This window comes from Alteromonas sp. MTD1 (assembly GCF_042848195.1).
GTDB lineage: Bacteria > Pseudomonadota > Gammaproteobacteria > Enterobacterales > Alteromonadaceae > Alteromonas.
In genome coordinates, this window is record NZ_BTGG01000001.1 from 83542 (window position 1) to 95830 (window position 12289).

Annotated in this window: 12 protein-coding genes; 8 read left to right on the plus strand and 4 right to left on the minus strand. The window is 44.1% G+C overall.

Features of this window, described 5'->3' with window-relative positions; all coding sequences use genetic code 11:
- Positions 1–3: 3 nt before the first annotated feature.
- The gene (locus ACGHAV_RS00370) at positions 4–636 is read right to left on the minus strand and encodes a biliverdin-producing heme oxygenase (RefSeq protein ID WP_390374917.1); all 633 of its coding nucleotides are present in this window, start codon (positions 634–636) and stop codon (positions 4–6) included.
- A 247-nt stretch (positions 637–883) separates the two neighbouring features.
- Here ACGHAV_RS00370 and ACGHAV_RS00375 point away from each other — a divergent pair, with 247 nt between their 5' ends.
- Positions 884–1279 (plus strand): DUF2750 domain-containing protein, encoded by a 396-nt coding sequence (locus tag ACGHAV_RS00375; RefSeq protein WP_390374919.1) that lies wholly within the window; start codon positions 884–886, stop codon positions 1277–1279.
- A gap of 42 nt (positions 1280–1321) precedes the next feature.
- Complete coding sequence (locus tag ACGHAV_RS00380; protein WP_390374922.1) at positions 1322–1720, plus strand: SufE family protein; 399 nt, start codon at positions 1322–1324, stop codon at positions 1718–1720.
- Positions 1721–1736: 16 nt separating this feature from the next.
- On the opposite strand, the gene ACGHAV_RS00385 is transcribed toward ACGHAV_RS00380, so the two are convergent.
- Positions 1737–3080: a glycosyltransferase gene (locus ACGHAV_RS00385; protein WP_390374925.1), complete on the minus strand. Its 1344-nt coding sequence runs from the start codon at positions 3078–3080 to the stop codon at positions 1737–1739.
- Between the two features lie 595 nt (positions 3081–3675).
- Between ACGHAV_RS00385 and ACGHAV_RS00390 the strand changes: the two genes are divergently transcribed.
- A complete protein-coding gene (locus tag ACGHAV_RS00390; RefSeq protein WP_390374928.1) occupies positions 3676–4521 on the plus strand; it encodes an HDOD domain-containing protein in 846 nt (281 codons plus the stop codon).
- 84 nt (positions 4522–4605) lie between these two features.
- Here ACGHAV_RS00390 and ACGHAV_RS00395 read toward each other — a convergent pair whose 3' ends face one another.
- Complete coding sequence (locus ACGHAV_RS00395; RefSeq protein ID WP_390374931.1) at positions 4606–5421, minus strand: acyl-CoA thioesterase; 816 nt, start codon at positions 5419–5421, stop codon at positions 4606–4608.
- Positions 5422–5590: 169 nt separating this feature from the next.
- On the opposite strand from ACGHAV_RS00395, the gene ACGHAV_RS00400 reads away from it, so the two are divergent.
- Both ACGHAV_RS00400 and ACGHAV_RS00405 read left to right on the plus strand, forming a co-directional pair.
- On the plus strand, positions 5591–6916 hold the full coding sequence (locus ACGHAV_RS00400; protein ID WP_390374933.1) for a spinster family MFS transporter: 1326 nt from the start codon (positions 5591–5593) through the stop codon (positions 6914–6916).
- Between the two features lie 77 nt (positions 6917–6993).
- Positions 6994–7800, plus strand: a complete 807-nt coding sequence (locus ACGHAV_RS00405; RefSeq protein ID WP_390374936.1) for an alpha/beta fold hydrolase — start codon at positions 6994–6996, stop codon at positions 7798–7800.
- A 2-nt stretch (positions 7801–7802) separates the two neighbouring features.
- Here ACGHAV_RS00405 and glgC read toward each other — a convergent pair whose 3' ends face one another.
- Positions 7803–9083 (minus strand): glucose-1-phosphate adenylyltransferase, encoded by a 1281-nt coding sequence (glgC, locus tag ACGHAV_RS00410; RefSeq protein ID WP_390374939.1) that lies wholly within the window; start codon positions 9081–9083, stop codon positions 7803–7805.
- Positions 9084–9334: 251 nt separating this feature from the next.
- Here glgC and ACGHAV_RS00415 point away from each other — a divergent pair, with 251 nt between their 5' ends.
- From ACGHAV_RS00415 to ACGHAV_RS00425, 3 genes are all read left to right on the plus strand, one after another.
- Positions 9335–10369 (plus strand): nucleoside hydrolase, encoded by a 1035-nt coding sequence (locus ACGHAV_RS00415; protein WP_390374942.1) that lies wholly within the window; start codon positions 9335–9337, stop codon positions 10367–10369.
- A 39-nt stretch (positions 10370–10408) separates the two neighbouring features.
- Positions 10409–10942, plus strand: a complete 534-nt coding sequence (locus ACGHAV_RS00420; protein WP_390374945.1) for an SRPBCC family protein — start codon at positions 10409–10411, stop codon at positions 10940–10942.
- 122 nt (positions 10943–11064) lie between these two features.
- A complete protein-coding gene (locus ACGHAV_RS00425; protein WP_390374948.1) occupies positions 11065–12225 on the plus strand; it encodes an MFS transporter in 1161 nt (386 codons plus the stop codon).
- Positions 12226–12289: the final 64 nt, after the last annotated feature.

Here is a 12289-nt window from a genome sequence, read left to right on the forward strand (position 1 = left end):
TTTCTATGCTTCAGCAGGAGTAACTTGTTCACCTAAACAAATAAGAAACGCAAACCAACGGTTTGCGTTTTCTAGCATGTTTGAATGAATGTTGTCTTCTTGAGCGGCAAAAGAGGGCAGTAGCGAGTCAACCTGCTGTTTAAATTCAACCCATGCTCGCGCGCATTCTGCCATTGCACTGTAATAGTTAACGGGAAGTTCGCTCGTACTTTTCAGCCTTCGAAGTAATACATTGGCGCCCATTGAAGAACCAAGCCAAACGTACATAGCCGATAGCGCAACAGATGGTGTGTTTTCTACATTAATAAATTCTTGATTGAAAACACTGTGTAATTCTTTTTTGCCTACACCTGCATCAAGTTCAGCTTCCAAATGTTTTATATCAGCTTCAAGTGCAGCAACTACGCTTGTTTGGTTTAGCAACTGAGCAAGAGACACAATATCACTGTGCGTATTTAACACTTCAATAACTACACCTACCTGTTTATGAAAGTGGAGCATGACATTAAGAATATCCAGATAAACCGCTTTGTCTGGTGCGCTATTCGTTTGGTAGAGCGAAAAAGGGTAGGTGTTCTCAAGGGCTACATGTTGAGAATGCGTACCTTGTTTTAGTGCTGTGAAAACAGATTGCATGGTGTCGCTCACTTAAATTCGAATTCTTATTAAACAACTAGGTTGTATTTGTAAGTAGGTACGCAGAATATTGCTAAGCGTTTATTTATCATATGAAAATCTATCAAGAATAGGAATCGCTTTATTGTGTGTTGTGTATGTGTGTTGCACCCATGTTTGTAGCTTCCGTGTTTGTTGCGCCCATGTTTATTGCACATCAGCTTGGTAAGGGTATACTTGCGGCAAAATTTCTATAAGCGAGAATGTTGTGTTTCCAGAAACAGTTGCAGAAACGTTAAGCGATGCGGTAATTGAACAAGCAATGAAGCTGAATGCCGAGGAGCGTCAAGAGCTAGTAGTTAGCTATGTAAACAAAGCAAAGGCAATTTGGCTAGTTCAAGGCGAAGAAGGGTTTGTGATGTTTGAAGATGGGGACAATGTGCAGCTTCCCGTATTCCCTCACAAAGACTTAGCAAGTAACTTTGTGGCAACCAATGGCATTACAGGTCAAGCGGTAAGCATAGAGTTACAAGAGTTTACAGCAACGTGGTTGCCTGGCTTGCAAAAAAACGGTGTTGAGTTGGTTATGTTTCCAACGCAAAGCAACGTTGAAAACCTTGTAATGACTGCGGAAGACTTAGCTGCGGAACTTGTGGCTGTATAACAAGCTGCTTCTATCGAAAAGCAAAGACGTGGATACTGAAACGTGTACATTCAAAATAGTGAAAAAGACTGTTTGCCGCCGCTAGCACTTGAGTTGGCCTCAGCAAAGGGGTGGGACACGTTCACACGCGTATTGATGTTAGCAGGCAAGGCGTTGCCCGCTTTGCCTGAACAACAACGCACACATGACAACAGCGTCGAGGGTTGTGAAAGTCCAGTATGGCTGTGTGTAAGTGACGGTGAAATTATGGCCTATTCACCCAGTAAAATCATCAGAGGTGTGCTGGCAGTTTTACTCGAGCGAGCTAATTCGCTAACTGCAGAGCAGCGCAGCACTTTTGATTATGCTGCATACCTAGAACAGTGCCAACTATCACGTTATCTCAGTCAGTCTAGAGGCAACGGTATTACGGCTGTTATCAACGCGCTTAAAAGACAATAGCACGTTTTAGTGCTGTCTAATGTGATTCATCATTTTTATCATTACGCAGCGTTTCAAGGTTCGCGTTTTTAGCCTCAATCCACTGCGACATATATTTGCTTGCAGTCAACGATTGATGCCAAACGAGGCTTTGCAAAAATAGTCCATCTCGGTGCGTCTGAATGTTGTTACTGAGGTGCACAAAGCTGTCTACCAACGTTTGTTGGAGCTTTGATGCAGCATAGTTGCTAAGCAAAGGTATAGTTTTTCTGCTTGCCTGTTGCCATTCATCTTTTTCATTATACAACGACACCGCACTACTCACGTAGTCGCTAACTGCATCATTTATTGCAACAACTTTTGCGCTACCTTCCTTGTTTTTTTGCTGTTCTGTATACACCGCCGGACATACTTCACCAGGCCAGTTCGTAATATCTTCATCAAAAAGAATGCCCTCTGTACCGAGCCAAGTTGTAATGCTAGGCGTCGCGCAGCGTGCTGCGTCTAATAATTTACCTTTTATGCCTGCACCAAATCGGATCGGGGTAATTAATACGCGAGCCTGCTTGATTACATTCTCCGCGCTATCGGCCCAACCTTTTACTAGAAAACCTTGTTGTTTGTTATGCAGTTGTGTGGCTTTTTTGGGCGGGTAGGCTCCGTAAATATGAAGTTCAGCCTGTGGAATCTGTTTTCGGATCGCAGGCCAAATGGTTTGCTTTAACTGAAGTACCGCATCCCAGTTCGGCGCATGTCTAAAGTTTCCAATGTGCACAAAGTGCGCTCTTTCTTCAAAGGTAGGGGCATCTTCTAATATATTTCCTACTTCAAGTGGGTGATAGCGAAGCTGTGAAGCGGGTATACCATAATGTATTGTTAACAAGTTGAGTTCGTGCTTTGAAATTACTAGCGTTATGTCGCTGCGAAGAATTGAGGCTATTTCGCGCTGTGCCAGTTCACTGTTAAGGTTTGCTTTTGCTGCATCACAGTGTGTTTTAACAGCGTCTAGCCTCGCTTGTCTTAAGCTATGCAAATCTTCGGTATTTAGCACTCGTAGTGCATTAGGGCATGCCTCTTTCACACGCCATGAAAACTGCTCTTCAGTCATGTAACGGTCGAAAATCACCACGTCAGGTGCCATCGATGCAATCACATTGTCGAAACTGCTGCTATTCAATTCGATTGTGTGATTATCGATGCCCAATTCATCTAAATCAGCCTTGTGATCACTGTCTGTGGCAGCGGTCAGAAAAGATATGCAGTGCCCCGCGTCTTTACATTGTTTAATGATCGACAGCATATTTTGCCCGGCAGCGGATGAATTTGGCTCAGGCCAAACATAGCCAATAATGACAATTTTGAGAGTAGTAAGTGAAGGCATTGAATTAAACGTTGTTTAAGTTAGAAGCTGATAACGATTACGTATTGTCGCACTGTTGCACGTGTTACTTGAACATTACGCCATAATACCATTTTTACAAACTAATTAGGTGAACATACATGGTCAGCGGGGTATACTGTTACGTATGCAAAAGAAAACGTAATATACAACAGAAGGTCATTGGGCTGTTTCAGCGCTTCACCCTCTGCTTTCATGTAGGTTTTGTCGTAGTATTGCCTAGTTTTGTCTTTGTTAAGTTCTAATTATGCGCTATAGCGAGTGTTGAAAAAGTGCATCGTGAACACCACCGGTAACTCAAGTCAACTCGATTCAATTCTGCGAATTGTTATTTTATTTGATAACTTTGCATCGAACATACTATTTCTGGTTAAGCTAATACCTTATAACGTTGTTGTACGATGAATGATGTTCCTATTCCTTTTGGAAGAAAGATTAGAAGAACAAACATCATACTTTTTTACTAGTTATCGGTCATTGACCTAATGGGTAAATAAGCCTATACCTTTATAGGGCAGCGAGGGTAAATGGAGGTACCTAGCACCAAAACTATTGTTGCGTTGGAGAGCGTGCACAGATGAATTTAGACGAGCTAGTTGCAAAAGCAGAAGACCTTTTTGTTTTACCCGATTCGGTAACACGTTTAAAGGCATGCATGGATGACGAGGCCTCAAGCATTGACGATATCGGTGATGTTATAGCTTTCGACCCTTCGCTGGCCACACAGCTCTTGCGGGTTGCCAACTCGGCCTTATACCGATTTCCAAACAAAATCGACACTATTACCAAAGCCATCCAAGTCGTGGGTACCCGCTCTACCTACGACCTCGCTCTTGCCTATGGTGTAAGCCAAGCGTTTAGCGATGTTGACGGTCAAAACATAGATTTAGACAAGTTCTGGGAACAAAGCGTTTCTTGTGGCTTATTGGCAAAATACTTTGCCGACATGCGTAACATCCGCGAGCCTGAGCGTTTTTTTGTGGCGGGGCTTCTTCACAATATTGGCGAACTGGTAGTGGTAACTACAATGCCTGAGTCGGCGCAACGCTGTCAGGCATTTAACGCGCGTGTAACGCCAGCGGAATTACAATTTGGTGTTCTGGGATACACCTATTCTAGCTTGTCAGCAAGACTTATCGATAAATGGGGAATTCCGGAATCCATTGTGTCACCTATTACCTCGATTCATGATACAGAAAATACATCGCTCAGCGTTGAGCAACGCATATTGCAGCTATCCTATGTATTGGCTTTGGACAATGTGAACCCTGAAATTTATCCAAGCTACCATAACCTCAAGCCTGAATTACATGACTCATTATCACTAGCAAAAGAAGATCTTGAAGACGCTCTTGACGTTACTAATCTTCAGTGTATCTCTGTGATATCTTTATTTAACCCTAATGCGTTCATGCTTTATTAGGGCTTATTCTCAAATAAGCCCTTCTTGGTAGGCCAATGCTCTAGAGTGAATGGCGTACTCACAAATAGGCTATTAGACACGTACTTAGTCGAAAACAGCAACAGTTTGTCGGCTTATCGCAATGACTTCATTATCCTTATCCCAAATAGTCGCTTCAGTGTGTCCGTAGCCATCGGCGGCTTGTCGCGTATGCGCTTTATATGCAAACCAGTCTGTGGGGCTTACAGGTTTGTGTGGGTGAATAAACTCTAGGTTCCAGCTTACCGTGCTCGCTGGGGCCGGCAATTTCATCATCTGCAACAGCGTTGGGGGCCACGCATCTATCATTGTAATAATGTGGGCATCAGTAATTTCAGCTGGTGGCTGCTTAAAACGCATGAAGCCGTGGTAATGGCTGGTTTTTTTACGCGTAAAAGGAATGCCACCAGCGTCGATGGCTAGGTCGAAGTAACGCAAAAATTTAGGCGTAACTTTTGGAATTTGGGGAATAAACTTGGCTTTAACTGGCTGCGCCATGTCGTGCACTTCATTGTTTTCAACCAATATAGATGACTTGCGCGCATTGCCAAAACAGGCCTGAGAAAATACGCAGCTTTTGCCGTCTTGAATAGCATGAGCAGTGAATTGCGACACATTTTTACCGGTGCGCAATAACGTAACTTCAATTGAAAAGGGGGTCTCTAAGTTAAGCGGACCAACAAAGTTGGTTGTGAACGAGCGCAATACTCTTTCGTCATGTACCTGCTGCTTCACTGCACAATACAGCATACCTGCGGAAATACCACCAAAGGCAGTTCGTCCTTGCCCCCACGTTTTCGGTATAACAAGTCCGTCGACTTTCCACGTGTTGTCAGAAGTTGGTGTTAAAGCGGGAATATTTAACAGTTCGTCTACCGTCATAATTGCCTATCTGGTCTGATGAGTTGATGAGTCGACATCGTACCTTAAGCGCTGAGCAACAGAAAGTCTCTGTTAGAAATTTTCGTTATGTTAACAAATAAGTAACATTTAGTTGTGCATTTTTTCTGCTGATGCGTAGACTGGGAAATCATTACCATTAAGGACTGTTATGGCACAATCTCACGTTGAACGTATTCCTGTTGGCGAAGCCGGCGCATCTAGAAGCTATCGTAACTACGTGCTGTTCATTCTCACTCTAGTGTACGCCTTTAACTTTATAGATAGACAAATAATAGGGATCCTGTCTCCATTTATAAAAGCTGATTTAGGGCTTGATGACGCGCAGCTAGGTTGGTTAAAAGGCATTTACTTTGCGCTGCTATACACCGTTATGGGTATTCCAATTGCCTGGCTTGCAGACCGCTACAGTCGAGTAAACATTATTGCCATCTCTCTCACGCTGTGGAGCGGTTTTACTGCGGCCTCCGGTTTAGCGGCAAACTACATGCAGCTGGCCTTTGCGCGCATTGGTGTAGGAATTGGTGAAGCAGGTGGAAGTCCACCGTCTCACAGTATTATTTCTGATCTATTTCCTAAAGAAAAACGGGCCGGCGCGCTAGCTATTTATTCGTTGGGCATTCCGTTCGGCGTGATGCTGGCGTTTTTTGCCTCTGCGTTTTTCCTGCAAGGTGGGTCGGCTGACTGGCGTACGGTAATGTACAGCGTGGGTATTCCGGGTATTCTGCTTGCTGTCTTGCTCAAACTTACAGTTAAAGAGCCCAAGCGCACGGCTACATTAGCGGTCGATGAGGCGCAAGTCGCTAAACCTAGCGTAAAGTCATCACTTAAAACCTTGCTCAAAATTCCCACATGGTGGGGAATGGCATTAGGTATTTCATTTGGTTCGTTTGGGAACTACGCTATTTCAACATGGATCATTGACTACTATGTGCGTGCCTTTGCAGGGCTCGATATCACGCAGTTACTTATTGTATTTGGCATCATCAACGGCACCGCATACGCCCTTGGCGTGTGGTTGGGTGGCTATGTTGCTGACAGATGGGGAAAAACCAATAAAAAGGCGTACGCGCTGTTACCCGCAATAGCACTTATTATTGGTGTGCCGGCCTTTTATGTTTCACTGCAAGTTCAAGATCTCTGGCTTTCAGTTGGTTTAATGGCGCTACTACTATTTACCAGCGGCTCTTACCTTGGACCAAGTTTCGCAATGGCGCAAACGTTAGCACCATTAAATGTCCGCGCTATGTCTACAGCATTGTTCTTTTTTGTGCTTAACATCATTGCTTTAGGCGGCGGCCCAACATTGACGGGAATCATAAGCCAGGCGCTTGTGCCTTCTCTTGGGGAGACAGAAGCACTTCGTCAATCGTTGCTCTACCTTGTTGTACCTTATGCTTTGTCTATTGCCGTATTTTTGTGGACCAGTACAAAAATAGTGAAAGACTGGGAAATGGCAGAGGCAAGAGGCTTGTAGTAACATGACCACAGTCTGTCAGCCGATTTATAGAGAGGAGCATTTGCTCCTTTCTTTTTAATTTTCCGAGGTTTTTTGTGCCGTCTTCTGAATTAAGCTTTCATTTTGCTCACGCTAACGGTTTTCCAGCGTCATGCTATAACACCATGTTTTCAAGCTTGCCTGATACGTACAATCGCTTGCATTTAGAGCGCTTTGGACACGACCCCTTACTTCCTGTTAACGGCAACTGGCGAAACCAAGTTACAGAGCTTATACGCCATGTAAAAAAGGAGAACACCGATAAACGTGGCGTCTTTGGTGTTGGGCATTCGTTTGGTGCGGTCATCACTTATATGGCAGCGTGCGAAGCCCCCGAGCTTTTTCGCGGTATAATATTGTTCGACCCACCGTTGGTTGTTGGCCCACTTAGTTACTTTTTCAAGTTTGCTAAGCACACTCCCTTAATTAACAAGCTAACGCCGGCAAAGCTGGCACAAACGCGAAACGCCAAATGGCCACTGAATACCGACATGGAAGCGTACTTTCACGGAAAAGCTTTATTCAGAGACATGGATAAGCGCTGCGTGCGCGATTACGTAAAGGCCGTAACTGCACAGACAGGTGATGCTATATCCCTTACATTTCGTGCCGATGTAGAGGCTGAGTTATTTAGAAACGTACCTCACAACCTAGGCAAGTATAAGGGTAAGCTGAAGTGTCCAGCATTACTGGTCACAGGAGAAAAAAGTAATGTGTGTAAACCCCAGATGTATAGCCGACTGATGCAGCACAACAAAATAAATCACAAAGTCATGGCTGGTGGGCACATGTTTCCACTTGAGCACCCAGAGGCGGTAGCAGAACTTGTTTCTGCTACCTTAAAAGAATGGAATGAAAGTTAGCGTTAACCCGTGGTCTTTTTAAGACCGCCTACTGGTTGTCCTAACATCTCTCGGGTGACTAATACCACCCCTTTTTCTGACACGCGAAAACCACGAGCACGGTCTTCATCGTGGTCGTAACCAATCGTTGTACCTTCAGGTACCACGCAGCCTCTATCAATAATAACGCGCTTAAGCTTACAGTGGCGCTTTATCTCAACGTCGGGCAGTATTACTGCATCTTCGATTAGGCCGTATGAGTGAACTCGCACGTTTGAAAAACATATCGATGAACGCAGGGTCGACCCCGAAATAATACAGCCTCCTGACACCACAGAGTTAATCGCTTCACCACGTCTATCGTGATCTTCCCACACAAACTTGGCGGGGGGTAATTGCTCTTGATATGTCCAAATAGGCCACTTTCTGTCATACAAATTTAGCTGCGGTACGGGAGCGACCATTTCCATGTTAGCTTCCCAAAAAGAGTCAATGGTACCAACATCGCGCCAATACGCGTTGTCACCACCACTTTTCTCGAAAGGGAAGGCGTATACTGGGTGATCTTTAATAATTGACGGTATGATATCTTTACCAAAATCTCGCTGAGAGCCCATATTTTCGGCGTCTTTTCTTAACTGCTCGAATAGAAATTCAGTGTCGAAAACATAATTTCCCATAGACGCTAAGCAGCGACTGCTATCGTGGGGAAGTGGCGTGGGAGAGGCGGGTTTTTCTTCAAACCCGTTAATTCGATAGTTCTCATCTACCGACATCACGCCAAATGCCCCTGCGGCTTCTTCTACCGGCACAGACATACATGAAACCGTCATTTTGGCACCAGACTCCTTGTGCTTCGCCAACATATCACCATAGTCCATTCGGTAAATATGGTCGCCAGACAAAATCATCACGTATTTGGGAAGTTCATCGCGAATGATGTCGATGTTTTGAAACACAGCGTCGGCTGTGCCTTCATACCAGCTGTCTGAAAAGCGCTGTGAGGCAGGTAGTATTTCTACCGATTCACCAAGCTCTTTTTTAAAGTGCCCCCAACCACGCACTAAATGGCGTATTAGCGAGTGCGACTTATACTGTGTAACTACGCCTATGCGTCTAATGCCGCTGTTTACACAATTAGAAAGCGGGAAGTCGATGATTCGAAACTTTCCTCCAAAATACAAAGCAGGTTTTGCTCGCCAGTTGGTAAGCTCGTGCAATCTTGAGCCTTTTCCACCTGCGAGAATAAGCGCATAGGTATCGCGAGTTAAATTACTAATGTAACGAGAGCTTTGGTCTGCCATGCTCTAATAACTCCTGTAATAAAGTGACAACGATGTAGGGATAGTTTTGTAATAGGAAAATGAAGGTATGCGATAATTGGCGCAGTACATGAAATTTCCTTGTACCACCTGTTATTGCGAGTCACAAATAACAACAGCGTAGTGGGTTTCGTGATAACCTAAATCCATATTACACAAGAAATTTTAGATTAACAGCGTGATTTTTCGCCTTTGTAATTTAATCGTTAATTATTTTAAGGGAATGTTTCTTTATGTCTTCCAAACAAGCCGTTATTTTCGACCATGATGGTGGAATAGATGATCTACTTTCGCTGCTTTTACTCCTTCGTTTGCCGAATATAGAAGTAATTGGTGTAAGTATTACACCTGCAGATTGTTACCCTGATGATGCATTGCTGAGTACAAAAAAAATTCTCAACTTAACCAATAATTCGCATATTCCGGTTTGTGTTGGCAAGTGCGTTGGGCCAAATCCGTTTCCACCAGAGTGGCGTGCACAACCAAAAATGTGCCATGCAGTGCCCATCATGTTAAGAACATCTAGTGACGGTATAAAGGTGATTGATCAACCTGCTCACATCTGGATGAAAGAAATGATAGAGCAACATTCGTCGAAAGTGACGGTGCTTATGACGGGTCCTGCTACAAATATTGCTGGTGCCATTGAGCTTGCGGGTGTTGAGTCTGCGTTTGTTGCTAATGTTGAACGTGTAATATGGATGGGTGGTGCTATCGATGTTAAGGGCAATGTTGCAATGCACGACCATAACGGCACGGCGGAGTGGAATGCTTACTGGCACCCTAACGCCACAGCAACATTAATTAATAGTTCACTGCCGGTGTTGCTTGTACCTTTAGACGCCACTAATGCCTTGCCGGTAAGTTGGCCTTTTCTAACATCACTAGCGAAAGTACAAAGCCCAGTATCTGATTTAGCTGGGCAGTTTTGGGCAGCAACAGTAACGGCAATTCCGTCGTATGAGTTCACTTACTTCTTGTGGGACGTGCTTTCTACTTGCATTGTTGCGCTACCAAACGAGCATTTTAAGGTCGATACCGCAATGCTTGCAGTAGGGACTAACACGCCTAATGCGGGTCAAATTTACCGTGTAGATAGAAATTCAGACAGTGGACGCTGCGAAGAAGACGGAACGTCCCACGGTAGCGAATCTAAGGGCAGAGAAATATCTTGGGTATCAGAGGTTAATGCTGATTTTGTAAGGCAGATGGTAATTCATTTCCTAAGTGGTGAATTTACTCAGCCGCCAGTGACATTTGTTAATTAAATGTTATATTTGACGCAATGAACAAATTCGGAGGTGCGAATGGGCGCATTAAAAAAGCTGTTGGTCTTTGTTGGCGTGGTTATAGTTGTATTCGTTGCAAGTAGTTTTCTTATTCCTAAAGACTACACAGTAGAGCGTTCTATCACGATTGATGCTGATCCTAGTGAAGTATATCCGTACGTTGTCGATTTGAGGGAATGGCAGAAGTGGGGGGTATGGTTTCAGCGCGACCCCAACATGGAGTTAAATTATTCTGGCCCCGACCGTGCTATCGGCATGCGCTCTGAGTGGAAGAGTGAAACCGAAGGCAATGGTGAAATGGAGATTACCCAGTTAGAGCACAATAAACGGGTTTTATACAGTTTATATTTTCCCGAGTTTGATATGGGCTCTACAGGTGTAGTGGATATAAAGCAGGTAGACAATGGAACGCAAGTTACCTGGACTGATGCTGGCAGTGTAGACAATAACCCAGTGAATCGATTCTTCGTTTTGTTTATTGATAGCTTGATTGGCCCAGACTTCGAAATGGGTTTAGAAAACCTCAAAACGTTGGTGGAGAACAAAGGGTAGGTAATTGATCTGCTCCAACATTTTAACAGTATAATTCTTATTACAGGTAGTTTACGACCCCGCTAGTTTACGATTCAAGTAAATGGGGTAATATCACTCAACAAATAAGCGAGCTTTTGCCATTGGCTATTAATAAAAAGCAACGTTTAATAGCAGGCTTGTCGCTCAACAAGCTTGCTGACCTTCTTATGTCGACAAAGACAACGCTAACCGCTCTGATGCTTGCATTCGGGGCGCCCACATGGATGATAGGGTGGCTTGTACCCATTAGAGAGTCAGGCGCGTTATTACCTCAGGCATTTATCAGCTATTACCTTAGACAGCACAAACAGCGCCATGTTGTATGGCGGTTGGGAATAACAATACAAGCTTGCAGTGTTGTAGGTATTTTTTTGGCTGCGCTGTTTTTTGATGGCGCGATGGCGGGGGGCGCAGTGTTGTTTTCTCTGGCCCTTTTAAGTATTGGGCGCTCTGCGTGCTCACTTACAGTAAAAGACATGGAAGCTGATGTTGCCCAAAAAGGAGAGCGCGGTAGCTTGATAGGTATTGCGTCAACAGTGTCGGGCTTTGCAACATTGGCAGTCGCCGTTCCTTTGTTTATGTTCAACAACTCGTTAGGCACTGTTGCTCTGGCGGCGCTAATCGGATTTAGTGCAATGATATTTATAGCTACGCTTTTTTGTATGTGGCCTGTAAAAACGTCAGTTCAATCTAATGAAGAAACTGGCAACATCATTAGTGTTAACTTTGATAGCACGGTGTACAAGTTCATATTCGTGAGAGGCTTGTTTGTACATTCAGCGTTAGTAGCGCCGTATTTTATGGTGCAAAAGGGCGATAACGCCAGTGAGTTGCTTCCCATTTATATCGCTGCAGAGGCGTTAGCAGCATTGCTTTCGTCATTTATATGGGGAAAAGTGGCTGATAAAAGCGCAAAGCTAACTCTTCAGATAGCTGGTGGACTGGCGTTAACAGCTTGCGTGGGGTTATTACTTATAACGAACAACTCGCTGATCGTGTCTGCTATTTTGTTTTTTGTACTTTCTATTGCTCATGCTGGTGTAAGAACGGGAAGAAAAACCTACAGTTTAGATGTGAAAGAAGGTCAAGAGCGTACAGAGTTAGTGGGCTTTTCAAATACCGCAATTGGTTTAATTCTGTTGGCGTTTGGTAGCCTTTATGCAGCAATAACACCGCTCATCTCTTTTTCTGTAGTGTATCTTATGTCTGGACTGTTGCTTGTTGCTCTGGTCTCCACAGTCATTTTACCTAAAGAAAAATGATCAAAGTAGACATAAAAAAGCCAGCATGCGTAAAACGACATTGCTGGCTTTTTGCTGTTTTCAC

Bases quoted from the DNA above. Each gene is read 5' to 3' on its own strand.
- ACGHAV_RS00370 (WP_390374917.1), bottom strand. From the start codon at position 636: ATGCAATCTGTTTTCACAGCACTAAAACAAGGTACGCATTCTCAACAT.
- ACGHAV_RS00385 (WP_390374925.1), bottom strand. From the start codon at position 3,080: ATGCCTTCACTTACTACTCTCAAAATTGTCATTATTGGCTATGTTTGG.
- ACGHAV_RS00390 (WP_390374928.1), top strand. From the start codon at position 3,676: ATGAATTTAGACGAGCTAGTTGCAAAAGCAGAAGACCTTTTTGTTTTA.
- ACGHAV_RS00395 (WP_390374931.1), bottom strand. From the start codon at position 5,421: ATGACGGTAGACGAACTGTTAAATATTCCCGCTTTAACACCAACTTCT.
- ACGHAV_RS00400 (WP_390374933.1), top strand. From the start codon at position 5,591: ATGGCACAATCTCACGTTGAACGTATTCCTGTTGGCGAAGCCGGCGCA.
- glgC (WP_390374939.1), bottom strand. From the start codon at position 9,083: ATGGCAGACCAAAGCTCTCGTTACATTAGTAATTTAACTCGCGATACC.
- ACGHAV_RS00415 (WP_390374942.1), top strand. From the start codon at position 9,335: ATGTCTTCCAAACAAGCCGTTATTTTCGACCATGATGGTGGAATAGAT.
- ACGHAV_RS00420 (WP_390374945.1), top strand. From the start codon at position 10,409: ATGGGCGCATTAAAAAAGCTGTTGGTCTTTGTTGGCGTGGTTATAGTT.